Annotated in this window: 22 protein-coding genes and 2 pseudogenes; 11 read left to right on the top strand and 13 right to left on the bottom strand. The window is 44.3% G+C overall.

The features are described from left to right. Positions 1-268 precede the first annotated feature (268 nt). The 7 genes and pseudogenes from EX191_RS16540 to EX191_RS16510 all read right to left on the bottom strand — a co-directional run. A complete protein-coding gene (locus EX191_RS16540; protein ID WP_193448082.1) occupies positions 269-1624 on the bottom strand; it encodes a heavy metal sensor histidine kinase in 1356 nt (451 codons plus the stop codon). Further along, positions 1617-2309 carry a heavy metal response regulator transcription factor gene (locus EX191_RS16535; protein WP_193448081.1) on the bottom strand — a complete coding sequence of 231 codons (693 nt, stop codon included), beginning with the start codon at positions 2307-2309 and terminating at the stop codon, positions 1617-1619. Before EX191_RS16535 ends, EX191_RS16540 begins: the two co-directional genes overlap by 8 nt. A 104-nt stretch (positions 2310-2413) precedes the next feature. After that, positions 2414-2791, bottom strand: a complete 378-nt coding sequence (locus EX191_RS16530; RefSeq protein WP_193448080.1) for a DUF3316 domain-containing protein — start codon at positions 2789-2791, stop codon at positions 2414-2416. Between the two features lie 485 nt (positions 2792-3276). Then, positions 3277-3483 (bottom strand): annotated as a pseudogene (locus tag EX191_RS16525) (IS5/IS1182 family transposase); the annotation flags it as partial. Positions 3484-3821: 338 nt separating this feature from the next. Continuing rightward, complete coding sequence (locus EX191_RS16520; protein ID WP_086609715.1) at positions 3822-4385, bottom strand: hypothetical protein; 564 nt, start codon at positions 4383-4385, stop codon at positions 3822-3824. A gap of 566 nt (positions 4386-4951) precedes the next feature. Continuing rightward, the gene (locus EX191_RS16515) at positions 4952-5329 is read right to left on the bottom strand and encodes a hypothetical protein (RefSeq protein WP_229650999.1); all 378 of its coding nucleotides are present in this window, start codon (positions 5327-5329) and stop codon (positions 4952-4954) included. Between the two features lie 125 nt (positions 5330-5454). After that, positions 5455-5695, bottom strand: a pseudogene (locus EX191_RS16510) (IS3-like element ISAfe17 family transposase); the annotation flags it as partial. Positions 5696-6070: 375 nt separating this feature from the next. On the opposite strand from EX191_RS16510, the gene EX191_RS16505 reads away from it, so the two are divergent. The 4 genes from EX191_RS16505 to udp all read left to right on the top strand — a co-directional run bounded on the left by EX191_RS16505 (position 6071) and on the right by udp (position 11023). After that, positions 6071-6805 (top strand): RNA methyltransferase, encoded by a 735-nt coding sequence (locus EX191_RS16505; protein WP_193448078.1) that lies wholly within the window; start codon positions 6071-6073, stop codon positions 6803-6805. A 248-nt stretch (positions 6806-7053) separates the two neighbouring features. Then, positions 7054-7473, top strand: coding sequence for a CBS domain-containing protein (locus tag EX191_RS16500; protein WP_005390603.1), 420 nt, complete (start codon positions 7054-7056; stop codon positions 7471-7473). A gap of 178 nt (positions 7474-7651) precedes the next feature. Continuing rightward, positions 7652-9958 carry a zinc/cadmium/mercury/lead-transporting ATPase gene (locus EX191_RS16495; protein WP_193448077.1) on the top strand — a complete coding sequence of 769 codons (2307 nt, stop codon included), beginning with the start codon at positions 7652-7654 and terminating at the stop codon, positions 9956-9958. A gap of 306 nt (positions 9959-10264) precedes the next feature. Beyond that, complete coding sequence (gene udp, locus EX191_RS16490) at positions 10265-11023, top strand: uridine phosphorylase (protein ID WP_012842006.1); 759 nt, start codon at positions 10265-10267, stop codon at positions 11021-11023. 157 nt (positions 11024-11180) lie between these two features. Here udp and EX191_RS16485 read toward each other — a convergent pair whose 3' ends face one another. Beyond that, entirely contained in the window at positions 11181-12341 is a 1161-nt protein-coding gene (locus EX191_RS16485) for a DUF1887 family protein (protein WP_005390608.1), read from the bottom strand. 163 nt (positions 12342-12504) lie between these two features. Then, positions 12505-14496, bottom strand: coding sequence for a methyl-accepting chemotaxis protein (locus EX191_RS16480; protein ID WP_193448076.1), 1992 nt, complete (start codon positions 14494-14496; stop codon positions 12505-12507). 267 nt (positions 14497-14763) lie between these two features. Between EX191_RS16480 and hinT the strand changes: the two genes are divergently transcribed. From hinT to EX191_RS16445, 7 genes are all read left to right on the top strand, one after another. Further along, positions 14764-15114, top strand: a complete 351-nt coding sequence (hinT, locus tag EX191_RS16475; RefSeq protein WP_005390611.1) for a purine nucleoside phosphoramidase — start codon at positions 14764-14766, stop codon at positions 15112-15114. Positions 15115-15186: 72 nt separating this feature from the next. After that, positions 15187-16584, top strand: coding sequence for a COG3014 family protein (locus EX191_RS16470; RefSeq protein ID WP_193448075.1), 1398 nt, complete (start codon positions 15187-15189; stop codon positions 16582-16584). Beyond that, entirely contained in the window at positions 16584-16976 is a 393-nt protein-coding gene (locus EX191_RS16465; protein ID WP_005390620.1) for a YcfL family putative periplasmic lipoprotein, read from the top strand. Before EX191_RS16470 ends, EX191_RS16465 begins: the two co-directional genes overlap by 1 nt. Before the next feature lie 66 nt (positions 16977-17042). Further along, the gene (lpoB, locus tag EX191_RS16460) at positions 17043-17633 is read left to right on the top strand and encodes a penicillin-binding protein activator LpoB (protein ID WP_005378467.1); all 591 of its coding nucleotides are present in this window, start codon (positions 17043-17045) and stop codon (positions 17631-17633) included. A 24-nt stretch (positions 17634-17657) separates the two neighbouring features. After that, positions 17658-18539 (top strand): thiamine kinase, encoded by an 882-nt coding sequence (thiK, locus tag EX191_RS16455; protein ID WP_193448074.1) that lies wholly within the window; start codon positions 17658-17660, stop codon positions 18537-18539. 75 nt (positions 18540-18614) lie between these two features. Next, positions 18615-19154 carry an alpha/beta hydrolase YcfP gene (ycfP, locus tag EX191_RS16450; RefSeq protein ID WP_012842003.1) on the top strand — a complete coding sequence of 180 codons (540 nt, stop codon included), beginning with the start codon at positions 18615-18617 and terminating at the stop codon, positions 19152-19154. 539 nt (positions 19155-19693) lie between these two features. Further along, a complete protein-coding gene (locus EX191_RS16445; RefSeq protein WP_193448073.1) occupies positions 19694-20983 on the top strand; it encodes an FAD-dependent oxidoreductase in 1290 nt (429 codons plus the stop codon). An 84-nt stretch (positions 20984-21067) separates the two neighbouring features. Here EX191_RS16445 and EX191_RS16440 read toward each other — a convergent pair whose 3' ends face one another. From EX191_RS16440 to EX191_RS16425, 4 genes are all read right to left on the bottom strand, one after another. Then, positions 21068-21616, bottom strand: coding sequence for a GNAT family N-acetyltransferase (locus EX191_RS16440; RefSeq protein ID WP_048626173.1), 549 nt, complete (start codon positions 21614-21616; stop codon positions 21068-21070). A gap of 163 nt (positions 21617-21779) precedes the next feature. Further along, on the bottom strand, positions 21780-22550 hold the full coding sequence (locus EX191_RS16435) for a peptidoglycan binding protein CsiV (RefSeq protein ID WP_074191059.1): 771 nt from the start codon (positions 22548-22550) through the stop codon (positions 21780-21782). A 7-nt stretch (positions 22551-22557) separates the two neighbouring features. Further along, entirely contained in the window at positions 22558-26019 is a 3462-nt protein-coding gene (gene mfd / locus EX191_RS16430; protein ID WP_193448072.1) for a transcription-repair coupling factor, read from the bottom strand. Between the two features lie 5 nt (positions 26020-26024). Further along, complete coding sequence (locus tag EX191_RS16425; protein ID WP_006742154.1) at positions 26025-26594, bottom strand: hypothetical protein; 570 nt, start codon at positions 26592-26594, stop codon at positions 26025-26027. Positions 26595-26623 lie beyond the last annotated feature (29 nt).

The raw sequence follows: 26623 nt of genomic DNA, 5'->3' as shown, positions 1-26623 counted from the left end.
AATGAAATGGGTTTTATGCTTAAAGGGATAGGTGTGTTGCTGATCTTGGTGTTAGCGTTAGCTTATTTCTTTGGCTAGTGTTCAATTCTTTATTAGGCAACAATCCGGCCACTTATATAAAACTGGCCGGATTGCTTTTGGCATGTACAAAAAATATCCGTAAACGTTATTAATTTAATTCTCTTCCCAAAGATACTCAGGGCAGTGTTGGTGGGATTTATCTTGTTGGACCATTGATTGGTTGTATCTTCCCTAAAATTAGAAATAACTAATTCGCGGAGCGAAACGTAATTTGGAAAGTCGTTTGTTGGCCTTTAGGCTTTACATTTATCTCACCATCATAAGCGTGCACTATCGATTGAGTGATGGATAAGCCTAATCCAGCGCCAATACTCCCCAAGTTTTGGCGGGATTTATCTGCCCGGTAAAAGCGGTCGAAAATATACGGTAAGCTTTGCTTAGGAATCTCGTCACCTTGGTTACTGACCGATATCGTTAAGTGTTTACCAACTTCTCGGACTTGGATAATGATCGTCGAGTGAGGATAAGCGTGGCGAATGGCATTAGAAAGCAAATTGCCCACGGCTCGCTCAAACATATTCTTATCCATGTAAAGTCGCCCCTTACCAGAGCTTACTATCTGCACGTCGGCATCATCAGCAAGTATCTCAAAATACTCCACCAACCGTGCAAGCTCCTCATGCACAGCGAGCACTTCGTCGTTGCGATGGATTAGTTTGTTTTCTGCCTTAGCGATGTAAAGCAAATCATTGATGGTCTTTGTGATGCGATAGAGCTCTTCCAAGGTCGATGCGATAGCATCCTGATATTCTTCTGGCGATCGGCAGGCTCCCAAAATAACCTGGTTTTGCGTCGTAATATTGGTCAGTGGCGTTTTTAATTCATGGGCAATATCCGAAGAAAACTCGCTTAACCGACGAAACCCCATTTGTAATCGATCGAGCATTGCATTGTGCTTGTTTGCCAAGTCTCGCAGTTCTGTTGGCAAAGAATCAGGATCGATACGGATCCCCATCTGTTCTAGCGAAACCTGCTGAATGTGCTTATTAAGTCCAACGAGCGGCTGAAGCCCTCGCTTTACGATAAAGCTGCTAAATACAGAAGAGACTAAAAATGCAAAGCCAAGTAACCAGAATAGAATCCAATTCAACTTGTCTAAAAATAAAAAGTGGTGATTAATACTCATACCAAGCACGACCACGTAATCGCCCGTCTGAAATGCAAAGGCACGAATATTAAGTGAATCTTCGCTCCATTCTATCGCCCGGTCGTTGTTTAAAATTTGTGGAGAGCTGAGGGTATAGGCTCGAACTTGAGGAATCGTTAGGCTTGAGTTTTGATAGATAGCGTTTTTGCCTTCAAACACCCACATGTAGAGTGCGGTACTGTTTGACTGTTTAAATATTGATTCTGGCGACTTTTCTAAATCCTTATCAATGGCATTAAACTTACTGGAGATATAGTTGAAATCTTGAGTGTAAAAGTGGCGTTCTATCGCATAGTGGAGAATGAAAGCCAAAGAAAAATAGGTGACAAGCGTCATACCAATGAACATCAGCACGAGCGTGTTTTTCATAGATAAAGGGAGTGAAAGTTTAGGCATCGGGGATATCTTCTAATTTGTAGCCCATTCCTCTAATTGTGTGAATCATTGGTTTGTCGAAAGGTTTATCCACTTTACTGCGCAGGCGTTTCACGGCCACATCAATGACATTGGTATCACTGTCAAAATTCATATCCCAGACTAACGAGGCAATCGTGGTGCGAGAAAGCACTTGTCCAGTTTTTCGCATCATCAGTTCTAATAGTGCATATTCTTTGGCTGTAAGGGGGATCGAGTGTCTTGCTCGCGTGGCAACTCGTTTTATCATATCAAGTTCCAAATCCGCTACGCGTAAAGTTTGAGGCGAAGCGACGACCTGTGCTGCGGTATGATGACGAAACACATTTTGAATTCGTGCCATTAGCTCAGCGAATGCATATGGTTTTACTACATAATCATTGGCGCCAAGTTCGAAACCACGTACACGATCTTCTACTTGTTCTTTCGCTGTCAGCATAATGACTGGCGTGTGAATCCCGCTACTGCGCAATGTATTAAGCACCTGCCAACCGTCGAGTTTTGGCAACATAATGTCGAGGATAATCAGGTCATACTCTTCACTGGTCGCGTGGTAGAGCCCGTCGACACCATCGTGCACTAAGTCAACTACATACCCAGACTCAATCAACCCTTTTTGTAGGTATTCTCCGGCTTTATGTTCATCTTCGACGATCAGTATCTTCAAGTTAACTTACCTATGGCATTAGCGGGATGGGAAAACACTCAGTATAAAGATATCAAAAAAAGCATGATGTGAACCGCATTATACTCTTTTCCATTGTCATGCCATTATCGATTACTATCACGTTCTAAATAATGTACTTTGACGTTTACCTTACCCAAGTATTCCACCTGACCATTTTCATTCATACGCTCTTGCACAGTGACGAAACCACCGTCTTTCAAATGCGTACTTCGTGATTTCACTTTGAAGGTCAAAATGCCGAGCTCTTTGTTCAGTTCGCTAGCTGTCAATGATTTAAGGGTCTTAAGTTCTGACAATGCTTGTTGATATGCCGTATCTGACGTTGACGTTGGTGCAACATAAATGGTTTTCATCTCTTCACGGCTAATGTAGTTGCCAGCCGAGTAGAGTGGCTGAGCTAATGCAGATGCGCTAGTTAATGTCATTACAGTAACAAAAAGAGCAGTTTTGATTGTGTTCATATTTTTATCCTTTGAGTGCTTGTTTTCAGTGTTGACATTATTGAACATCTCCTCTGACACCATCCTTTCAGTAAAGTGACTTTTTTGTCATGAAAGGTCAGTTTTTAATCGCGAGCAGAGACAACGGGATTTGTCATTTTACGGGATAAAGTCTGGGAACAAATTTGATTGGAATCAATCAGATAGAGTGCGTAGCGCGTCAAACCACACAAGAGTATTGTAAGAGTTTACTGTTTGATGAAGGGATCTTTTGCCCCCAGAGCCTGATATATGTCTGCTGATTGCGAACTATACTTATTTAAAGTGTCAATCGAGCTAATCCATTATGTGTCATGTTTTACTCGCTCTTCCTTTATTAGTACTGCCGATTTTTTGGTTGGCTCCTCTATCTATCGCGATTCCAGTCTATGGCCTGATTTTTACGATTTCTATGGCTTTGTTGCTTAATTCGGTAAGAAGGCATGAGTGACCATATTGATTGATTCTTATGCAAAATACTGAGTTTCTGGCATACCAAGTCCTGTAAGCTTGTTCAGTGCTTTGATCATTGCATAAGTCTCACCAACCTGAGCATTGTAATTTCTCAGGCTTAACTTCCCTCCTAGTAATTGCTTTACTCGGTACATGGCTGTCTCTGATAGTGAGCGTTTATGATAGCCATACCGTTTTTTCCACTTATTGTTGGAGCCGTAGTGTAGTGGTTTGGCAAAACTGGCCACTACGTTGTAGTTAATTGGCGTGTTTGTTATACAATAAGTTATCTGAAAGTTTGGCTGCTTCAGTCCCATCGTAACTCGGAAATGTCCAAAGCCGTGATGGCGGGGTATGAAGCACGAAAATACCCCATTATCAGACAGAGTACATACTCATTCATATCCTATTTATTGGGTTTTCTCACCCCAGTCTGTGACAATTCTTACAGATTTAGCCAATATTAAAGTATGTGGCTTACGCCCTCCGCGCCAACGCCCCGCGCTCGCAGAGCGGCGCCAAGCGTGGGAGCGAAGTGCGGAGCGACTAAAGCCAAAAATTAAGAAAACTCCCACAACTCGAAATCAACCATAAAACCACATTCTTTAAGGTAGCTTTGACCAATAAGTTGTGGGTGATAGCTTAAATCAGTGAGGGATTCGTTAGTGGAGGCAATTACTCCACCCATAAATTCGGGCTGATTTTTAACAACACTAATAGTTGTAAATAAGGCCGCATCGATGATTTCACCACTAGGTGCAGTCAACCAAGCATGAAGATTTACCGATGGGTTGAAATCAGTATCTTCCTTGCCCATGTAACTTTTCAGCGTATCAAGGTCAGTGTGAAACACTGGCTTACCTTCGAGTAAGACATAACCAAGCGTATAATAAAAAGTGATACCTAAGCGCTTCTCAAGTTCATTCTTCAACAGTGATGTCACCCAAAAGCATTTTTGAGAGACTTCTTCTGGACTAAATTGACCTAGGTGTTGTTGGATAATCGAATAAATACTAGAGCGAGTATCTTGATCCAAAAGAGGAGAATCCAAGGTGATGGAGCCTGTTTCCAAGCCTAAAGATTTTGTAGTGTCGAATGCTTCAATGAATTGATTTTTATACATTAAAACTTACCATATGAAATTGTTGGAATAATCATGGTACCCCCCTGATTGAATAAAATCTAAAAAATTCGCATTATGAGATTTATGTGTGCGGGCTTCACGGGCAAAGCGATTCTCCCTCACCATCTTCACACACGGCTAGACGGACAAGCCGCCCTCGGTGCGGAATCACGATTTCATTCGCCCACCATTTGCTGTCGTTCAGGTCTGAGGCAAGCTCTCAACATAATTCCATATACAAAGTACGCACTGTACGAATAAGTACTAATTGGCAAATTTGCCTTATAAAAATTTATTCATTAATCGCTAATATTAGAATTCCTGAAACACATTTGTGTCCAGAAACGTGCTAGGACGACTAGCGCTAACTTGCCTTTGCCCCAAGTCCATCAACTACTTATTTGTTTGAACTGTCACCCGACCGAAAAATAAACAATAAAAGTTAGATTTAGCGATGGTATTAGCGTAAAAGCTACGTTGCTCACTTAGATGGGATCATTTAGGGCAGGGTTTATACGAACTAGCTAAAGAGTGGAGTAAACATTTAATAGTTACTAAGTGTAAGCCTAGCCGTTCTTTGAGAGATCTAGAGCTGTGGTCGATTGATAGAACGGAGCTGAATAATCCTGAAAGATATGGTTGAACTGCTCACGGCTATCAAGCACAAAAGCAACTCGAACGTGGTCTAGGTCGTATGTCGTTAAAACAGAGCGTAACCAACCCGCCAATGAGTCCTCCAAAAGCGCCCTACAGCCTACGAACCACACCCATGTTTGCTGATGACTTCGAATAATGTCTAAGATTTCTGACTTGTATCGATACCCATCTCCCATTGACGTTAGGTCTATGTACACAACATTGGCACCTAGTCCATGGTTAGTGCGGTTGTACGTATCTTGAAGCTCTTTACCGCATTCACTAGCAAATGTGTGAAATCTCATCATGTCCAACTCCCAATAGCCATGAATTAAGCGTTCTGGTGTACCTACAGGCCAGCAATCAAAGGTGTATAAATTATCTTTACGCATACACAAAATTTATTTTTATGAACAGATTAGAAAAGTGGAGCCTAATGGTTGGACACATAAGCCAATACCTTAGGCGATTGATCCTGCTCAGCAGCAAATCTCTGTCTGCCAAAGTAGACTTTATCAGGGATGAGGTTATTGAGTTCCTGATGATTAAGCTCCTCATTATAAAACACGATGTAGTGCCCGATTTCAAGTTCCACTTTATGGGGCGTGCTGTAAGCTTTTAAGTTTCAGACTTCGCCATAATCGCTCAATAAAAACATTGTCGACCCAAGGACCATATGTTTCTCGAGGGACTGATAGGAATGTGGTAATTTTACAACGTTGACTTTAAGTAGTTGGTCAAATATGCAGACTTTTGATGCAATTTTATGCGAACTTTTGCTGCAAGTTGTTTTGTAACTATTTGAAATCATGTTCGTGATATGCGATCATATATCGCAGGCATCACTTTAAAAGCCCTGCGTATATCGCAGGGCTTTTTTCGTTTTTGACCCCTCTTTTACTGCGTTTGCTCTTCAAAGTCTTCTGATGAATCAAGTTTCTTGAGGTTATTTAGGTATAATTTATAATCTCACGCGCTTGATACCGAACTGTCGTGAAGATTGTTTCGAGTACATTCGCCGAATAACCATTTTCACCTGGGATACTTTAATGATTTCAAAAAACCAATTAAAACTGCTTCGTGCTTTAGGTCAAAAGAAACAGCGTAAAGCGCATGGCTTATTCCTAGTTCAGGGTGAAAAGAACGTTTTAGAGCTGGCAAGCAGTTCATTAAAGGTGAAGCATGTCTTCGCAACCGAGGCATTTCTCGAACAAAACGCTAGTGCGCTATGTAGTTTTGATTGCATTGAAGCATCGCTTGACGACCTGACCAAAGCGAGCACTCTCGTGAGCAATAACGCGGCCATTGCAGTGGTTGAAATCCCGAGTGTAAAAGTGCCTCAAGCAAAAGGCTTGATGATTGCGCTAGATGGCGTATCTGACCCAGGTAATCTAGGAACGATTATTCGTGTCGCAGACTGGTATGGCATCAAGCACATTATTGCGAGTACAGATTGTGCTGATCCGTATAACCCTAAGACGATCAGCGCGACCATGGGCAGTTTTGGCCGCGTACAAGTGAGTCTGGTGGATTTGCCAAGTTACTTAGAAGAAGCCAATTTGCCAGTTTATGGCGCGTTTCTGGAAGGGGAGAGTGTTCATCAAACGGAATTCGCTGCTGAAGGTATTTTGTTGATGGGCAGCGAGTCCCACGGCGTACGTGAAGACGCTGCGAAGCTCGTGACAAATAAGATCACGATTCCGGCATTTGGTGGTGCTGAGTCGCTGAATGTCGCAATGGCTACCGGTATTATTTTAGACAACATGCGTCGACATCATTGTTAATGTAACTATGCGCTAATAATGAAGCCAGTCAATTTGACTGGCTTTGTTGTATTTACCACCTGTTAAAAATGAGCCCATTTGCAAGTTGTACTCAATTAAACAACAGTGAATGCCGATGATGACTTAATTTTGATTCAGATCAATAGGCTGCACCTATAAATAAAATTACTCATTTCCATTTAGTAAATTCAGGAAATTAGGCGACACTTATCTAAAGGCCGCAATAAAATGCCCTTAAGGAGATAAGAATGCATTCATTAAAAGTAAAAGATTACATGACGTTGCAAGCGGTGACCTTCACTAAAGATATGTCACTTTCGGCTGCTTTGAATAAAGTCATGCAAAGCGTCACATTAGGTGGGCCCGTCATTGATGAGAATGAAAAGGTAGTTGGATTCTTATCAGAGCAAGACTTGTTAGATAAATTGGTGAAAGCGAGTTATCACTGCCAAGATACGCATACCGTTCAAGAGTGTATGCATGACGATGTTTTATCTGTTTCTCCAGACATGTCAGTGATTGAGTTGGCTGACATGATGAAGATTGGTAAGCCAAAAATGTATCCAGTGGTTGACGGTAAAGGTAAATTGGTTGGCGTTATCACTAGGCGAGATGTGCTGCGCGCCATCGGGATGACTTTAAATGAGTGTTTTAAGCATCCAGTTTAACCTTTTTGATCAAATATCATAGGTGCTTGATTTTAAATAAGTCATTTGGAAAGACGCTTCGGCGTCTTTTTTATTTTCAATCGACGAGTTTTTAAAAAATCACCTTGACCTTGGAGCTAGCTCTAAGGTTTATCCTTAGTCATAGGCAAAGAGCCTACACCAATAAGGAAAATAAATTATGTGTACGAAACATCAAGGTTGCCAATCTAGCAAAATCAAAACTGCGGTGCCGCTTGGCGCGAGCGAGTCGTGCTGCGCACCAGTAAAATCTTCACTCAACATTTCTCAAGCTGGCGTAGAAGTGTCTGAAAGTTCATGTTGCAGCGGAGGGAGTTGTAGCGCCGACCCTGGTGAGGAAGAAGAGCCCTCAAGGGAGAGTGATTCCTCAATTCGAAACTCGTGGCTTGTGTCAGGTATGGATTGCCCTTCATGTGCGCAAAAGCTTGAGAAGGCTATTACGTCTTTGGAAGGTGTTAACCAAGCAAAAGTCTTATTTGCAACAGAAAAACTGGTTGTCGATTTTGACGATCGCGAGCTGACCTCTACGATAGAGCATACAGCCCAACAAACAGGTTTTCCGCTTTCTTCACTCGAGGCTCCAAAACCAAATACCGCAACGAAGGGCTGGCGTGGGGTAGTAAAAGACAACATTCAAATTCTCTCTATTGCTAGTGCGATGGTTGTCGCGGCAATAATTTCTAAGATCGACCCTCAAATAAGTACTTGGTTATTCACGTTGACCTGTTTACTGGGTTTATACCCAATTGCGCTTAAAGCGTTCAAGTTGGCGCGTAGCGGTACGCCTTTTGCGATTGAAACGTTAATGAGTGTGGCAGCGCTCGGCGCTTTATATTTAGGTGAAACCGCTGAAGCGGCAATGGTGTTATTGCTTTTCCTTATTGGTGAAAAGTTAGAAGCATATGCATCATCCCGAGCTCGAAGTGGTGTCCAAGCGCTAATGGACTTAGTCCCAGAAAATTCAATTTTAATTGTTGATGGTGAGCGTAAAGAGGTGCCTGCAGCTCAGCTTAAGCCGGGGGATATTATAGAAGTTGCACCCGGTGGTCGTTTGCCAGCGGATGGTGTGTTGCAAGATGCGCTTGCAAGTTTTGACGAAAGCGCGTTAACGGGAGAATCCGTTCCCGTTGAGCACCAAACGGGTGGCAAAGTGATGGCCGGGGCTGTGGTTGTCGATAAAGTCGTTCGTTTACAGGTGACTTCTCGTCAAGGCGAGAATGCGATTGACCGAATTCTCCATTTGATTGAAGACGCAGAATCTCGTAAGGCACCATTAGAACGTTTTCTGGATAAATTCAGCCGTTGGTATACGCCGCTGATGATGTTGGTGTCCTTGATGGTTATCGTCACGCCACCACTGTTGTTTGCTCAACCATGGGAAACGTGGATTTATCGAGGACTTGCCCTGTTACTGATCGCCTGTCCGTGTGCGTTGGTTATTTCAACGCCTGCAGCGATTACTTCTGGCTTGGCGGCTGCGGCGAAGCGGGGGGCATTAATCAAAGGTGGTGCGGCGCTTGAGTTGCTTGGTAAGGTTGAGTCCGTCGCATTTGATAAAACCGGTACATTGACGCAAGGTAAGCCGCAGGTGACCGACGTCTTTGCTTTTGATGTAGATGAAGACAAGTTACTTAGCCTGACAGCCTCAATCGAAGTTGGCTCAAGCCATCCTCTCGCGGTTTCTTTAGTTAATAAAGTGCAACAGCAGGGGCTTCCTATTCCTGAAGCGCTAGATAAAACCGCGCAAGTGGGCTCTGGTGTCACTGGTTACGTCGATGGGAAAATAGTCCAAGTAGTCACGCCTTCTAAGGCCGATTTCCCACTTTCTCAAGAAACCGAAGAGCGAGTGGTGACGTTGGAACAACAAGGTAAAACGGTTGTCATTGTGCGTTATGATTACGAGGTCATTGGCGTGATTGCATGGCAAGATACATTGCGCCCAGATGCCCAAGAAGCTATCGCTACGTTGAAGGATCTTGGGATAACGTCGGTGATGCTAACCGGTGACAACCCGAGAAGTGCTGAAGCAATGGCGACCAGAATAGGCTTGGATTATAAAGCAAGCTTATTACCAGCAGATAAAGTGCATTACGTCGAGAAACTATCACAGCAACACACCGTTGCAATGGTGGGAGATGGTATTAATGATGCGCCAGCGATGAAAGCTTCGAGTATCGGTATTGCGATGGGAGGCGGTACGGATGTTGCGCTGGAAACGGCCGACGCGGCATTAACGCACAATCGTCTGATTGAGTTACCTGCCATGATAGAACTATCGCGTGCGACGTTAAGTAATATTCGTCAGAATGTTGCGTTAGCGCTTGGTTTGAAAGGCGTTTTCTTGGTGACAAGTTTACTGGGCATTACGGGTCTATGGGTGGCAGTATTAGCCGACAGCGGTGCAACTGCACTGGTTACGTTAAATGCGTTGAGATTGCTCCGTTTTGAGTCCAAGCAGGCCAAGTGACCTACCTAACTAGCTAATAAAAAGCCCGAGGCATTTGTGTCTCGGGCTTTTTTAACCGTATCGACGAAATCTAATAATATGTTTTAGTTTGTTTTTGAAATCACGCATCGCTATGCAACAAAATGAGCCAAACTCCCCAAAAGTGTGATCACTGCTTGTTTTGGATGAAATTATAGTTTCATTACATTTTCTCATTGTGATTGTGATCACTCTATGTTGGTGAAAGGTTCGCTACAGTGCATTTGTACCCAATAACTGATTAATGAGCTTATTGTTCATAAAATAAGCCACAATAAGGAGCGACTTATGTCTCAAGCTGTATTTCATTTAGGTGTTACTGAAGCTGATCTTAATGGTGCGACTCTAGCCATCATTCCTGGTGATCCAGCGCGCGTTCAAAAAATCGCAGAACAAATGGAAAACCCAGTATTTCTAGCAAGTCACCGTGAATACACGCTATACCGTGCCGAATTAGACGGTAAACCTGTTGTGGTTTGTTCTACAGGTATTGGTGGCCCTTCTACCTCTATCGCAGTTGAGGAACTCGCGCAGCTTGGTGTTCGTACTTTCCTACGTGTTGGTACAACTGGCGCAATTCAACCGCATGTAAACGTAGGTGACATGATCGTAACGACGGGGTCAGTTCGCCTTGACGGTGCGAGCCTGCACTTTGCGCCAATGGAATTCCCAGCAGTTGCTGACTTTGAAGTAGCAACTGCAATGAAAGCAGCAGTAGAAGAGTCTGGCGCTGCGGTTCACATGGGTGTGACGGCTTCAAGTGATACTTTCTACCCAGGTCAAGAGCGCTACGACACGTTCTCTGGTCGCGTTGTTAAGCGTTTCCAAGGTTCTATGCAAGAATGGCAAGACATGGGCGTACTTAACTTTGAGATGGAGTCTGCAACATTGCTAACAATGTGTGCGAGCTCTGGTCTAAAAGCAGGTTGTGTAGCGGGTGTAATCATCAACCGTACACAAAAAGAGATTCCAGATCATTCAACTCTGAAAGAGACGGAAGCTCGTTCAATTAAGGTGGTAGTAGAAGCAGCGCGTAAAATGCTGTAAGCCGCGATAATTGGCATTTTAAACAAACGGAAAAACCAGAGGCACGCCTCTGGTTTTTTTCTACCTATCTAAACCCACACTTAAAAATTAGGTATAAAAAAAAGCAGCCTGTAACGCTGCTTTTGATCATTTTGAATTCTAGCTTTTATCGCTGATGTTAGATCTCGTCCGAGCCACCTGCGTCTTTAAACCAAGCCGTTAGGTGCGTTCTTAAGTCTTTAAGCTCATCAGGGCCAATCAGAGCTAGCCCCAAATCTTCTGCACGAGTAATGTCATTGTGACGAAGCGGTCGGAAGCTCACCAGCATTGCACGTGCTTGTAAACCACCTAGCAGATCTCTGAGGGATTCTAGCTTGTACAAGGTGTCATCGCCGTCATCTCGCATGCCTTTGGTTTTACACTCAATGATGTGGAGCTTGTTGTTTACCACCGTTGCAACATCCAACTCATTGCGTACTTCACTTTCACCAAGTTTGCGATAAACCTGAACATTCAAAGAGCGATCTTGAATCGTCGGCATTGTATCTTGAATTTGCTTGACCGTGCTGTGTACCAGAGTCTCTAACCATTCACCGTTTGAAAAGCGGCGTGCATCTTCATCTGCAAACGTTAGAACGCCATTCTCATAAGTGGCGATTTGCGCTTCCACTAAGTCCGAAAGCAGCATGTTGAGCTCACGGTAGCCTTGTTGCTTTTCAGAAAGCTCCACATCAAGTTTTTGCTCTTTGCGGCATGTGGTTGCAAGGTAGTTAAGAGTCGCTAAGCCTGGACCAAGCTCAAGCGCATTTGAGGCCCAGCGTTCACCAAGTTCATACAGTTTTTTATCAAGAAGAGGAGGTAAATCAACGTGGTGGAACTCGCCGCGTGCGCCGAAGATGGTGAGGTAGTCAGCAATCGTAATGTGGTCTTCGACTTGAGTATCTTCTTTGCCATCTGGGTATAACCAGCAAAGCTTATCGCTACTTGGCTCAACCACAAAAATTGGCCAGCGATAGGTACGGAAAACCTCGTACACAGACAATAAGCGATGACGAAGACCGCAACTGGCGTTCAATTTCACATCTTCGCCGCGTTCATGGAGATCTTTTGCCAGTTTTTGAATCGCTTGTTTGATCAGCGAAGTATTGACGGCGGATGGGATTTCAAAAAATTCGGAAGTAATGTCTCGTTGCTCTAAAACGGCACTCAGTCGGTCAAATATATCTAACTGGCTCTTGTCTCCGATGAAGACGATATGTGTGCTTAGCGTACGATTATCTAATAGAGGAGTGACCAATCTCACTGGGTCTTGGTCGATAATACCAACATGAACAGCCATAGATTTTCCTTTTTATAAGGCCGCTCGAAAAGAGATGTGCAAGGGGATGAGCTGGCCATATTAATCATATGTAGACATGGCTGATAAAAAACAAGGGCGACTTAACAAAAAGTCGCCCTTATACAGTTGATTGCACTAATTAATGCTCAAATTTATAAATTATTTATAACTTAAAGCGGTGAACCAATTCATTCTGTTGATGAGCCAAGTGAGTCAGGGATTCACTGGTCTGTGCGATGCTCGACATAGCTTGGAAGCTTTCATCGGCGATACTATTGATATCTTCAATACTGCGTGCAATGTCTGCTGAGGTTTCACTTTGCTCTGCTGCCGCTTGCGAAATATGCGTACTCATTTGGCTGATTTCGATGATTAGCGCTTGAATCTCTTCCATTGAGCTGTTCGCTTTTGATGCTTGCTCAACAGACATCTCCATATCGCTCATACAGCTTTGTATTACTTGATTTGCTGACTGAGAGCTGGATTGCAGATTACTGATCATCGATTCAATTTCAGTGGTGGACTGAGTGGTTCTGGATGCAAGCACACGCACCTCATCGGCCACTACCGCAAAGCCGCGACCTTGCTCGCCAGCGCGAGCCGCTTCAATTGCTGCATTCAATGCCAGTAGGTTAGTTTGTTCAGCAATGTTGCGAATCACATCGAGGATAGAACCAATTTGACCACTCATTTTTTGAAGTTCAGAGACAGCGGAAACGGATTCGTTCAAACGCGTTTCCAGTTGATTTATGGTCGAGATATTGCTGCTCATGACATTTCTGCCTTCTTCAGAGGCAGATTCGACACGCTGCACCATTTCTAGTGAACCTTGTGCACTTTGAGCGACTTCTTGCACTGAGTGAGACATTTCCGTCATTGCGGTCGCAACGTTTGCTGTTTGCTCGCGTTGTGAGCTTAATTTGCTTTGCGCTTGCGAAGACGTGCTTTCGTTTGTTGCTGCGGTCGAAGATAGGTTCTCTGACGCTTCGTTGAGTTTCACTAAGATCTCGTGAAGACTGTCGGCTAGTGAGTTAATGTGTCCACTCACTCGGCTGAACTCGTTGTTATAGCGAATATCGATACGTTGTGTCATGTCACCTTCAGTCAGGCTTTCAAGCACTTTTAGAATACGAGTCAATGGTTCGCGAACGCTATGCGCGATGTGGTAGCCAATCGCTGTGGCAAGTAACACGACAACAACGCCAATGATGATGGCTTTCGTCACACCCGCAGAATAAATGTCACCAGCGTCTGCTAACGATTCATTAAGTTTATCCGTTGCGGTTGACGTAAATTGCTCAAGAATCGCCATGGTTGAATCAACTTTATTCGCTAGGTTGGCGATGTTGTTGTATAGCGCTGCACGAGCATTGAGGTAATTATTGTGCTGGTCTAAGACACCTCCACGCATTCCCACATCGCGTGTGAATTGTTCTACCGACTCACCAAACGCTGTTTTTAGTTCAGGTAATTGAGTAACTAAACCACGGAAAGCATAGTTCAAATGAGTCACTGCTTTGCGGTTTTTGGTCACGGCTTGCGTAACAAACTCAGGATCAGAGCTGGCGAGGGCATCAGAGGTTATAACTTCGGCATCTTTTAGCTTAATGAAGTAACTCTTCGCCATGACTTTGACCGAAATGCTGGTTTGATCTGCCACATATTCTTTAAGGCCGACCGACAACTCGGTATTCAGCTTTTGGAAGCGACGTGACGATTTTTGCACTTTTTCTTGCGCAGCGAACATTGCTTCGTAGTTGTCCATGGCTTCAAGAGCTTCAGTAAAATAGCTCTGCTCTAACGTTTTTAATTGTGAAAACGGTTCGGCAAGAGAGGGGTAGATTTGGCTTGCAGTTTCCAGTTGAGCCAAAGTGGATTCGAAACGTTGTTGAGATCTAGCAAATTCCTGACGCATTTCATCCATGCGTTGTTTATTCTCTGTCGTCAGAAAATCTTTAAACGATTTGTCGGCAGAAAGCAGTTCAACACTGGTTTGGTTAGATAACGATACCAGTGGTAGGGATGATTTAGACACGGTGCCAAACTTCCCGTGAATATCACTCATTCCTCCCATCATAATGGCAATTGTGACGGCAAATAGGATGATGATCAGAGCAAAGCCCGCATACATCCTTTTAATAACTGAACCTCGCATAAGTGAGCTTCCTCTCCCAAAATAGACAAGCTACCCAAGAATTTTGAGCTTACTTGGGTATAAAAATAATAATTGTCTTAAAAAAGTAACAAAATTCATTGGATTGTATTGAGTTTGTGACGCGCATTTTATGACGCACACGACAAAAAAAGCTTCGTTAATTAGCGTTTGATTAATAATGTTAAGTGAACACTGTTTTTATTGAGCTCCGCTTTTGGTTGGCGCATACTAATTGGGGTCTAATTACCTTTATAAAATGGAGTCCTCATGGCGGAAGAAACGATCTTTAGTAAAATTATTCGTAAGGAAATCCCTGCCGATATTCTTTATCAAGATGAGTTGGTGACTGCGTTTCGCGATATTAACCCGCGCACACCGAGCCATATTCTCATTATTCCGAATAAATTGATCCCAACAACGAATGATGTTGAAGCTGAAGATGAAGCAATGATGGGGCGTTTGTTCACTGTTGCTAAAAAACTGGCGAAAGAGGAAGGCATTGCGGAAGACGGCTATCGCCTGATCGTTAATTGTAATCCGCACGGTGGCCAAGAGGTTTACCATATTCACATGCACCTATTAGGCGGTCGTCCTCTAGGTCCAATGGTATTGAGCTAAGCTTTAAAAAAGTGGGTGGCGCAGTTCACCCACTTCTTTTTCCTGTCGAATGACACATTTGTGGAGATAAATGTGAAACTAGGTGTAAAGCTGTTAGGGCTGATGAGCTGGGCTTTAATGGCCTCTGGCTGCGCGAATTTGTCTGCGGGCAATCTGTTTAGTCACTACAGCAACCAGAATCAAGAAGTTTATCAAGCCGTTGTTGCAGGGGAATATGCGAAAGCGAAACAACTTCAATCGAGCGATGTGGGTGGCGAGATACTTGGCAACTTTGAAAAGGGCCGTATTTCTTTTCTTGCTGAAGATTACCCGACAAGTTTGAAAGCGCTGGAAAATGGTGATCGTGCCGTTCGTGTTCAGCAAGATCGCGCGACTATTTCTGTGTCAGAAACGGCAACGAGCGTCGGCTCTCTCGCAGTGAACGACAATCTCCAAGATTATCATCCCGCCGATTATGAACTTGGCTTTCTGCACCTTTATCTCGGGCTAAACTATTTACAGAAAAACGATTTGGAAGGGGCGCTTGTTGAAGTGCGTCGAGCCAATCAAGTTCAGGAAGCGGCCAGAAAGGCGCGTGAAAAAGAACTAAAAGCAGCAGAAAAAGACCTGAAAAAGCAAGGCATGTCTGCCAATTTAGGCAGCGTGTTGGCGAGCTACCCTGATGCTGGTAAAAAACTAAGCGCAGTACAAAACGGCTATTTGTTCTATCTTTCTGGCTTGTTATATGAAGCGTCACGAGATTTAAACAGTGCTTATGTTGATTACCGACGAGCACTCGCTGTGATGCCAGACAACAAACAAGTTGTTGAAAGCACGTTGTACGCCGCTAAGAAACTAGGCATGCGTGAAGACTTACGCATGCTAGAGAAACGGTATGGTAAAGCATCTTCTGGGTTAACTCAGTCTCAAGGTCGAGTCATCGTTATTGATGAACAAGGCGTTGTGGAGGCTTTGAAAGGTTGGCGTATTGATCTACCGATTTACGACAGTCGCGATAATGGGGCCATTTATTCGTTGGCGCTTCCTTATTATCCGAATCGGGGTGCTCAACGTTTTAGCGATGTGGTTTTAAATGGTCAGGTATTGCCTTCTAGCACGCTGACTGATGTTAATGCGATGGCACAAAACGATCTTAATGAACGTCTGACTACAATGGTGATCCGTCAAGCTCTTCGCGTTTGGGCAAAAGATCGAATCCGAAAAGAGGCAGCGAAAAAAGGCGATGATGTGGGTAACATACTTTTCAATGTATGGAACACATTGACCGAGCAGCCGGATACGAGAAGTTGGCAAACATTACCAGCGCAAGTGAAAACGGCATCAAAAGTCGTGAAACCGGGAACACAAAGTTTAAACTTGGGTGATCAAACCTATCAGTTTGAAGTGCCTGCACAGCAGACTACATTGGTATGGGTATCTCGTCAGGGAACGCACTCAACCGTGTGGCATAAACAGCTAGGGAGACTGTAATGAAAGCATGGCTTATTTGTTTAGCAATGGCTATTGGTTTAGTTGGATGCGCCGAAAACACGGCTGGTATTCGAATTGATGGTCAAACGCAAAAAGTATTTTTTAATGATAACGTTTTGGGTAGTCGCTTATTAGTGGACAACATCACCACCACTTACGTTGATGATCGTCCACGTGGAGTGGTGCAACTAAGCAGTAACTATAAAGGTGACCAGCACATTCTTTACCGCTTCTATTGGTATGACAATAATGGTTTAGAAGTGAATACCAAGCCTGGCCCATGGCGCAAAATGATTGTGCGAGGGTTTGAGCAAGTCACGTTATCTGAAGTTACTGTGAATCCAAATGGCACCAAATTCCGTGTTCAAATTAGAGAAGCACAAGACAATTAATCTTAACGGCTTTGCCGAAGCTGCCGCGCTAACGATGCGCTGGTATTGAAAAACTAAGGAACTCTCATGAAAAAAAGTATTATTGCTCTTTTAGGTCTTGCCGTCATTTTGGGTGGCTGTTCTAACAAAGTCTCTTACGGCGATGCGCAAGCAACAGAAACCACAACTATCGATTTTGGCTCAACAGATTTACAAAAAATCGCGGCTGAAATGGTGGATAGCATGATGATGTCGGGTTCTGTAGCAGCAATTACTCGTGATCAACGTCCTATCGTTTTTGTTGAGCGAATTAAGAACAAGACCAGTGAACACATTGACACTGAATCCATTACCGACACTATTTCTACTAAGATGCTGAACTCTGGTAAGTTCCGCTTTGTTGATATGGACCGTGTTGAGTCTGTGCGTGAACAGCTTAACTTCCAAAACACGGATGAGCTGGTTAACCAAAGCACAGCGATCCAATTTGGTAAAATGGTGGGTGCGCAATACATGCTTTACGGTAACCTATCTAGCATCGTCAAAAATGCAGGTAGCGATAAAGATGTATACTACAAGATGACCATGCGCCTAATGGACCTAGAAACAGGTTTGATTGAGTGGGCGGATGAAACGGAAATTCGTAAAGCGCAATCGAAGAGCTTATTCGGTCTTTAATCGATACTGATGGAGAAGTCATCAATGGCATGGTTTTCTTGGCAACAAGCAAAACAGTTAGATCCGAGTCTTAATGCTCTCGATGGCTTCTTTACTGAGCCCCCGGTAAAAGTTCAAACCGTTACCGGGGGGCTAACCAACCGTTGTTGGCGGTTGGAATCCTCTCAAGGCCTTGTATACATCTGGCGACCGACCAGTAATGTTTGCAAGACTTTTTCAATTTCTCGCCACAATGAATATCAAGTTCTGAATGCTATCTCTTCATTAGAAATTGGTCCTAAGCCAGTGTTTATCCACGAGCAAGGTTTACTGGTGGAATGGATCGAAGGGCAAGCACTTTCGGATGTAGGGCTACCAGTAAGAGATTTATTATCCATTGCGGCGACCATTCATCAGCACCCGATCAGCGCGCTCCCTTTGGTTCCATTTTCTTATATTTCTCGCATCGATCATTATTGGCTTGAGCTTGATGGTCAGTATGCGGATACGGAATTTGAGGCTCTATACATGAAGTGGCGCACGGAACCGAGTGTAGCGGCGGTTCCACTCGCTCTTTGTCACTTTGACCTGGGGTGTTACAACCTCGTTCGGGGAGAGAGTGGGGTGAAAGTCATTGATTGGGAATATGCTGGTATTGCTGACCCTAGGCTTGATTTGACCTTGACTATTCAAGTCGCGGGTGCGCCTGTGGAAGAGGCGGTGAAACAGTATTGCCAAATTCGAGGTATCGAAGATGCGTCTCTTTGGTTAAGTGGTGTACAGGCGTGGCAGCCAAGAACCCTAGTGATGGCGATGCTTTGGTATTTACTGGCCTATAAATTGTGGGGAGATGAGCAATACTTAAACAGTGCGTATGAGTTGAAAGGCTCATTGTGTATGGAAGATCACTGTTTTGAGAACTCGTGATATTTTCCCCTTTAACAGTAAGGAAATAGTGGTAGTTTTAATAAAAGTACCAGATACACACAGGGAGAGGTACACATGATTATTTACTTACACGGCTTTGACAGTACAAGCCCGGGTAACCACGAAAAAGTTCTTCAACTGCAATTCATCGACGACGACGTTCGTTTTATTAATTACAGCACCCTTCACCCAAAGCACGACATGCAACACTTGTTAAAAGAGGTGTCTAAAGTTATCGATCAATCTGATGATCCAAACCCGTTAATCTGTGGGGTTGGTTTAGGTGGTTATTGGTCTGAACGAATTGGTTTTCTATGCGGTATCAAACAAGTGATGTTTAACCCGAACTTGCACCCAGAAAAAACGATGGCAGGTCGAATCGATCGCCCAGAAGAGTACGAAGACATCGCAACAAAATGTGTTGATCAGTTTCGAGCGAAAAATCAGGCGCACTGCTTGGTGATTTTATCCAAAGATGATGAAGTGCATGACAATGCGAAAACTGCAGCTGAGTTAGAAAAATACTATCAAATCATTTGGGACGAAACGCAGTCCCACAAGTTCAAAAAGATCTCTCACCATTTACAAGCGATGAAGGCATTTAAAAATACTTAAGAGTTTTTGAGTGTGAACAGTAAAGCGGCATTTTTTATCGGCTGCTTTGCTGCGACCCCCTCTTGTGAGTATGCCGAGTCACTTTCTCTTTAAAGGCCTCATTTTCTTGGTTTAGCGCTTAGAATATTGTGTTCTCCTTACCGTTTTCTTACTTCCATCCTATGTGGCACGAATACCTTGTTGTAGAGTAGTCGAAAAGTAGTCAATCCGTACTCGTCACACGGATTTTGGTTGCCTTCAAAGTACGTCTCTATATAATGAACCAGACTAAAATAATTTGATAAATATCAAAAAAAATTGAGAGCGAGTAATAAACTTGCCCAAAAATCTCTGGCGTCGTATGCGTACCAGACAAATATGCTGATTCCTAACAAGTTATTGATAGATAAAGAATAAAATTAGGCAGCAGTTTTTAATCCAAATAAATTGAGACACCTCTAAGAACCAAGAATTCATCGGTTGGATGTACGGCACAGCATGTCTGTGAGCCATATGTCGAGCTGAACCCCATATATTCATTTTTGTAGAGGAAAATCATTGTGACACGCATTATCGTTGTAGGCGGCGGTGCTGGTGGTCTTGAGTTGGCAACTAAGCTTGGCCGAACTCTAGGTCGCAAGAACCGTGCGCAAATTACGCTAGTAGATCGTAAGGCGAGCCACTTGTGGAAGCCATTATTGCATGAAGTTGCAACTGGCTCTTTGGACGAAGGGGTGGATGCTCTGAGTTATCGAGCTCATGCAAAAAACCACAGCTTCGACTTCCAAATGGGTAGCCTTCAAGACATCGACCGCGAACGTAAAGTGATCATCTTAAGTGAGCTTAAAGATGAGCATGGTGAGCTTCTGATGCCAAGTCGCGAGCTAGAATACGACATTCTGGTCATGGCGATTGGTTCAACATCAAACGACTTCAACACTCCTGGCGTTCGTGAGAACTGTATTTTCCTAGACAGTCCAGAACAAGCGCACCGTTTCCGCACAGAAATGAACAATGAGTTCCTAAAACTGCACGCGAAAAACGGCAACGGTACGGTGGATATCGCGATTGTTGGTGCTGGTGCAACTGGCGTTGAGCTATCTGCAGAACTACACAATGCCGTTAAAGAGCTGCGTACGTACGGCTTTGGCGATCTTGACTCTAGCAAGCTGAACGTCAACCTGATTGAAGCAGGTGAGCGTATTCTACCTGCGCTTCCTCCACGTATTTCGGCTGCTGCTCATCAGGAGCTGGTGAAGTTGGGCGTAAATGTACGCACGGCAACCATGGTGACTAAAGCTGAAAAAGATGGCCTCACCACGAAAGATGGTGAGAAGATCCCGGCACAAATCATGGTTTGGGCTGCGGGTATTAAAGCACCAGATTTTATTAAAGATATCGCTGGTTTAGAAACGAACCGTATCAACCAGCTGATAGTGAAAAATACACTACAAACGACGCGTGATGATGACATTTTCGTTATTGGTGACTTAGCACAATGTACTCAGGCTGATGGTTCGTTTGTTCCACCACGTGCGCAAGCTGCGCACCAAATGGCAAGCCAAGCATTCAGCAACATCGTTGCGAAGATCAACGGACGCGAGCTGAAAGATTATGTGTATAAAGATCACGGCTCATTGGTGTCTCTAAGCCGTTTCTCTACCGTTGGTAGCTTGATGGGCAACCTAACCAAAGGGTCGATGATGGTAGAAGGCCGTATTGCACGTGTCGTTTATATCTCGTTATATCGAATGCACCTGATGGCGTTGCACGGCGTATTTAAAACCGGACTGATGATGCTTGTGGGCCGTATCAACCGAGTACTGCGTCCAAACCTTAAGCTTCACTAAGACGCTAAATTCACATCTACGCGGATTGCGCGGATGCTGTATCTTCGAAATATAAAAAGCCACCGCAAGTCGGTGGCTTTTTATTTATGTTAGATCTGCCGGTAAAAGTGAGTACACAACACCATCCTTAGGCTTACCATGAAAAATAAACCGGTTTCTGGCGATGGTTTCTTTTTGCGCACCGACTGACTCAATTAAGGTTTGGCTTGCTTCGTTGTCGGGGTCACAGACAATTTCCAGTCGAGTTAAACTCAGCTTTGCAAAGCAGAATTCAGCCAAGGCTCTAACGGCTTCTTGAGCATAGCCCTGTCGTTGATAGCGGTCAGCAACCCAGTAGCCAATACTTGCCATATTAAACGTGTGATATAACTCGTTTACGGCGGCCATTCCTACTAGAGTGTTACTTTGTCGCTCATAGATACCGAAACCGAAAGCTTCTGTTTTTACCCAGTTAAGTCGGGTTGCCAACAGGAAGTCCTGTGCATCTTTCAACGTAACGTTTTGATTACACCAATCTAGCCACTGGTGTAGGGAAGGGGATTCTGCAAGCAAACGTTGTAGTAAGTGAGCTTCTTCAGAAGGGATGAGCTTGAGCGCTAAGCGGGGCGCAATGATTTCAAAATCTGGACTCATGAACTGATACGACTTCCATGTTGAGTTTAAGTAATTTGAAAACTGTCTACTTCATACTGTAACGCAGTTATTTTCCTTGCTCTGCGTTGGTTAGGAATAACTGAGGACATAACAGATAAAAACAAAGCGCAGCAAATGCTGCGCTTTGTTGAATCACTCGTGCTTATCGAACGCGACGAACTTGAATGATCATGCCCATCAATGGGTTGTCTAGGTAATGAGTCTCACTACTACGCATACGGCGTTTTTGATCCATTCGATAGCTCTTGAGGAACTTTTCTTCTGTTATTGTAGGGGAGATTTCCGCCAAGTTACCCACTTGAACATTACCATCGACCTCACCTAAATCATCCGCCAATTGCTCGGTTGAAGTTGGTTCAAAACGCACTTCTCTAACACTTGGCTCGCGCAGGTCTAGTGTCGTTTCAGCGAATAGATAATGCTGCACGTAAATTTGGAATCGACCGTCTAGTTCATACAAAGGACCGTTGACTGTCTCTTCACTGTAACCGTCAGTGGAAAATGTCTGAGTACTGCCATTGATTGGACTACCATCTGCGTGATAAGAATCAGAAAAATCTCGTCCACCAACAATACGGAAAATTGGGGCGCTAGATTTGCCTCGGTCACCTTGACGCCATGCTACGTGTTTAAGCACTTTAAACCCAGCATGGTTGTTTAATGCCGCTTCTTGCGCATTCAGGCGGAAAGATGAGCGTGGCAGTAGTGTTACGCCTTTAGAGCGACGGTATGATTCACTCTCTAAGCTGCCGACATTTTCCATATCGATTTTTGGCAGTTGATTCGGCCAAGATTCAGTGGTGCTTTCAGCGTCGACTGCTCGCTTGAAAATGATCACTTCAATATCAAATTGACGCTGTGCCCAAGAAGGCATTGAGACACATAGAAGCAATAACGGGATCAGTATTCTCATTCGACTATTAGCTCGTTGGTAATAAATTCTGTTTAAAATCATTCAATAAGTCTTGAACAAACTGAATGCGTTTACGTCGGTCCGCCAATGGTACGCTAAACTTGAACTTAGTTGGACCTTCCATTGCAAATTTTTGCGGCTGTGATTGCAGCAGTTTAACCAAATACGCTGGATTTATGTCAGCATCAGGGTAAAACTCGATAAATCCACCCTTATCATGGGCTTCTATCTTTTTCGCTTTTAGGCTACCAGCCGAAATTTTCAATTCTGAGACAGCAAGTAAGTTCTTCGTCGCGTCTGGAAGCAGTCCAAATCGATCGATAAGTTCCACTTTGAGCTCTGAGAGTTCTTCACCACTCGTAACGCTCGCAATACGTTTGTACATCGACAGTCGTGTATTCACATCCGGGATGTAATCGTCTGGCAAGAGCGCTGGGATTCGCATTTCAACTTCAGTTTGTTCACGAAGCAGCTCGTCCAAAGAAGGTTCTTTACCTTCTTTCAATGCTTGGACTGCTTGTTCCAGCATTTCCATGTACAGTGTAAAACCAACCGATTGAATTTGCCCACTTTGCTCGTCACCAAGCAGTTCACCAGCCCCACGGATTTCCAAGTCGTGAGTTGCTAGAGTAAAGCCTGCGCCTAAGTCTTCCAGTGAAGCAATCGCATCAAGACGCTTGATAGCATCTTTGGTCATGGCTTTTGGATGTGGCGTTAATAAGTAAGCATAGGCTTGATGATGAGAGCGTCCAACACGGCCACGCAATTGGTGCAGTTGCGCTAAACCAAGGTTGTCTGCACGATCCATAATAATGGTATTCGCCGTTGGTACGTCGATACCAGTCTCGATGATCGTTGTACACACCAACACATTAAAGCGCTGGTGGTAGAAATCATTCATGATGCGCTCCAGTTCGCGCTCACGCATTTGACCATGTGCCACGGTAATTCGTGCTTCAGGAATCAGCTTTTGCAAGTCTTCCGCGGTTTTCTCGATAGTCTCTACCTGATTGTGCAGGAAGTAAACCTGACCACCACGCATGATTTCACGCAGTACCGCCTCACGGACCACAGATTCTTCTCTTTGACGAACAAAGGTTTTGATGGCTAAACGACGCGCTGGAGGTGTCGCGATGATCGACAGATCGCGCATGCCACTCATGGCCATATTCAGAGTACGTGGAATTGGTGTTGCGGTGAGGGTAAGAATATCCACATCCGCACGCATTGCTTTGACTTTTTCTTTTTGACGAACCCCGAAGCGGTGTTCCTCATCAACGATCAACAAACCTAAATCTTTGAATTTAATGTCGCTTGAAAGCAGCTTATGCGTACCGACGACAATATCGACTTTACCATCTGCAACGTCTTGCAAAATGACTTTTTGTTCTTTGGCAGACTTAAAGCGAGACAGTACTTCAACTCGGATTGGTAAGTTGGCAAAACGGTCACGGAAGTTTTCGAAATGCTGCTGAGCAAGCAGGGTTGTCGGTACGAGTACGGCGACCTGTTTACTGTTATCCGTTGCGACAAATGCTGCGCGCATAGCGACTTCCGTTTTACCAAAGCCCACGTCACCACACACTAGGCGATCCATCGCTTTTGCTTGGCACATGTCAGACAAGACGGCATTGATGGCCATCGCTTGGTCATCCGTTTCTTCAAATGGGAACGTTGCTTTAAACGTTGCGTATTGCCCACGATCTAGCTCAAATTTGAAGCCAGGTTTTAATTCTCGTTTAGCGTAAACATCCAGCAACTCAGCCGCGACATCACGCACTTTTTCTGCCGCTTTACGACGTGCTTTTGCCCAAGCCTCGCCACCCAATTTATGCAGTGGTGCACTTTCTTCAGCACCGCCTGAATAACGGCTAATAAGGTTTAGTGATGAAACTGGTACATAGAGCTTGGCATCGTTTTGATACTCAAGGGTGACGTATTCCGTTTTCATGCCACCGGCTTCAAGTGTTTGTAAACCGATGTAGCGGCCAATACCGTGATCAATATGAACCACGGGTTGACCGGGTTTCAATTCCGCAAGGTGGCGAATAACGGTGTCACTGTTGACGGCTTTTTTATCTTTGCGGCGTCGCTGGATAACGCGGTCACCAAGTAGATCACTTTCACAGATCAGAGCGAAGTTCAGCTCTTCGTGAATGAAACCATGCTCTGCAGCGCCTAAGATCAAACTGAAGCGATCACCCGAATCTAGAGCTTGGTACAGTGAGCCATGTACGACTGGGCGAACTTTGATGCCTTGCAACAGTTCCGTTAGTGCTTCACGACGACCTTCTGACTCTACCGAGAAAACAATTTTGCCGCTGAATTGCTCACTGAATTGACGAAGACGCGAAAGCGGTTCTTTATTTTGTTGCTGAACGCCAAGCTCGGCTAACGATTGTACTGGTAGGTTTTGACGACCAGCACGCTTAACCACTTTCTCTAGGCTCAATTGAGCCATAGGGAGCTGTTTTAGTTGGCTGAAGAGTTCGTCTTTTTTCAGCCAAAGTTGTTCAGGAGTCAAAAGAGGACGTAGCGGATCAATTTTTTTCTGGTCGTACCGATATTCGACATCGGTTAAGAAAGTATCGACCGCAGATTCAATATCACCATATGTGATGACTTGAGAGTCTTCTGGCAAATATTCAAATAAAGTCTCGGTATGGTCAAAAAACAGCGGTTGCCAATACTCAATACCAGCGGGCCAAGTGCCTTTGGTCACTTGCATGTAGATCGATTCTGGCTCTCGGCGTGCTTCAAATTGGGTGCGCCAACGTGTACGAAAATCCTCAATCGCTTCTTTAGTGGTTGGGAACTCATGCGCAGGCAGCAATTGAATTTGCTGAATATCGTCGATAGAGCGTTGGTTCTCTGGGTCAAACGTGCGAATGGTATCTATCTCATCATCAAAGAAGTCGATGCGATACGGGTCATCGCTGCCCATAGGAAAGAGATCCAGAATCGACCCACGGCTCGCGTATTCACCTGGCCCAAATACTTGGTCTACGTGGCGGTAGCCCGAATTTTCAAGTTGTACACGTAGTTTCTCAAGCGAGAGTTGATCGCCGGTTTTCACCATTAAGGTATGTTGCAACAGAAAATCACGTGGCGACTGTCGCTGCAGCACCGTACTGACCGGCACGATGGTAATACCATTGCGTTGGCTTGGCAGTTGGTATAGGCGCGCGATACGCTCAGAGATGATTTCTTGATGCGGAGAAAAGTTATCGTAAGGCAGCGTTTCCCAATCAGGGAACAGGCTTACTGTTTGTTCGGTGAATTGCTCAATCTCCGCTTGAAGCTTTAAAGCGATTTGCGGGTCAGGCACGACGAGTAGCGAGTGACTCGAATGCTGCTTGGCTAGCTCAGCGATAGCGAGAGGTAGAGCCGCGCCCGGTAAATTACCTAGCTGTTTTTTGTCGCCACGCTCAGAAGGATTGGTGACGGAAAGAATCGTTGCTTTTGTCATAGGAGTTATTTTTTATCTCGCTCCATCGAGCGCTGACGTAAAAGTTTTTGTTGTTGATACAGTGCCGCCTTTATCAGCAAATCTTGGTCAGATTCTCGGAGCATCTTATATCTAAGAGTGATAATGAAATCTTGCTCTGAAGCATCACATTCTTCTACTTGAGCGTAACCGTAAATCGCTGCAGCAGGATGATCGAGAAACAGTTTAACACGAACGAGTTGTTGGGCAGATAGAGCTGTATCTGAACGGTAACTGAGTTGGCTGGCGCCAAACTTCGTGGTTTGGTATCGAATGGAGGCGTCATCTTGTTGTGAAAGCATAAAGCTCAACAAGAGGTTAAGTTTCGCGTTTTGCGTATCAAGCAAGTTAATCACATGTTTTAAATCTTTGTTTTTTAGCTCTAGACGTGCATTGTCTGCCAACATATCTAGATGGCTAAATTCGCTGGCAACAATAAACGGTGCTGGAATTTCGGAGACAAAGGTTTCTTCATCGGGCAAAGCAAAATCCGCACTCAACGTTTCGACGTTGATAGTGAGATTATGATGGACGGTAAAGTATTCTTGCTCTGTCATATAGTCGGTCCTTTTGCCAGCGAGCGCTC

This window comes from Vibrio chemaguriensis, assembly GCF_012275705.1.
GTDB classification, from domain to species: domain Bacteria; phylum Pseudomonadota; class Gammaproteobacteria; order Enterobacterales; family Vibrionaceae; genus Vibrio; species Vibrio diabolicus.
Note: the sequence above shows the minus strand (reverse complement) of the source record. Positions and strands in the feature narration are given on the sequence as shown.

Excerpts from the sequence above, each read along its gene's own strand:
- EX191_RS16540 (WP_193448082.1), bottom strand. The coding sequence starts at position 1,624 with ATGCCTAAACTTTCACTCCCTTTATCTATGAAAAACACGCTCGTGCTG.
- EX191_RS16530 (WP_193448080.1), bottom strand. The coding sequence starts at position 2,791 with ATGAACACAATCAAAACTGCTCTTTTTGTTACTGTAATGACATTAACT.
- EX191_RS16520 (WP_086609715.1), bottom strand. The coding sequence starts at position 4,385 with ATGTATAAAAATCAATTCATTGAAGCATTCGACACTACAAAATCTTTA.
- EX191_RS16515 (WP_229650999.1), bottom strand. The coding sequence starts at position 5,329 with ATGATGAGATTTCACACATTTGCTAGTGAATGCGGTAAAGAGCTTCAA.
- EX191_RS16505 (WP_193448078.1), top strand. The coding sequence starts at position 6,071 with ATGATTTCAAAAAACCAATTAAAACTGCTTCGTGCTTTAGGTCAAAAG.
- EX191_RS16500 (WP_005390603.1), top strand. The coding sequence starts at position 7,054 with ATGCATTCATTAAAAGTAAAAGATTACATGACGTTGCAAGCGGTGACC.
- EX191_RS16495 (WP_193448077.1), top strand. The coding sequence starts at position 7,652 with ATGTGTACGAAACATCAAGGTTGCCAATCTAGCAAAATCAAAACTGCG.
- udp (WP_012842006.1), top strand. The coding sequence starts at position 10,265 with ATGTCTCAAGCTGTATTTCATTTAGGTGTTACTGAAGCTGATCTTAAT.
- EX191_RS16485 (WP_005390608.1), bottom strand. The coding sequence starts at position 12,341 with ATGGCTGTTCATGTTGGTATTATCGACCAAGACCCAGTGAGATTGGTC.
- EX191_RS16480 (WP_193448076.1), bottom strand. The coding sequence starts at position 14,496 with ATGCGAGGTTCAGTTATTAAAAGGATGTATGCGGGCTTTGCTCTGATC.
- hinT (WP_005390611.1), top strand. The coding sequence starts at position 14,764 with ATGGCGGAAGAAACGATCTTTAGTAAAATTATTCGTAAGGAAATCCCT.
- EX191_RS16465 (WP_005390620.1), top strand. The coding sequence starts at position 16,584 with ATGAAAGCATGGCTTATTTGTTTAGCAATGGCTATTGGTTTAGTTGGA.
- lpoB (WP_005378467.1), top strand. The coding sequence starts at position 17,043 with ATGAAAAAAAGTATTATTGCTCTTTTAGGTCTTGCCGTCATTTTGGGT.
- thiK (WP_193448074.1), top strand. The coding sequence starts at position 17,658 with ATGGCATGGTTTTCTTGGCAACAAGCAAAACAGTTAGATCCGAGTCTT.
- ycfP (WP_012842003.1), top strand. The coding sequence starts at position 18,615 with ATGATTATTTACTTACACGGCTTTGACAGTACAAGCCCGGGTAACCAC.
- EX191_RS16440 (WP_048626173.1), bottom strand. The coding sequence starts at position 21,616 with ATGAGTCCAGATTTTGAAATCATTGCGCCCCGCTTAGCGCTCAAGCTC.
- EX191_RS16435 (WP_074191059.1), bottom strand. The coding sequence starts at position 22,550 with ATGAGAATACTGATCCCGTTATTGCTTCTATGTGTCTCAATGCCTTCT.
- mfd (WP_193448072.1), bottom strand. The coding sequence starts at position 26,019 with ATGACAAAAGCAACGATTCTTTCCGTCACCAATCCTTCTGAGCGTGGC.
- EX191_RS16425 (WP_006742154.1), bottom strand. The coding sequence starts at position 26,594 with ATGACAGAGCAAGAATACTTTACCGTCCATCATAATCTCACTATCAAC.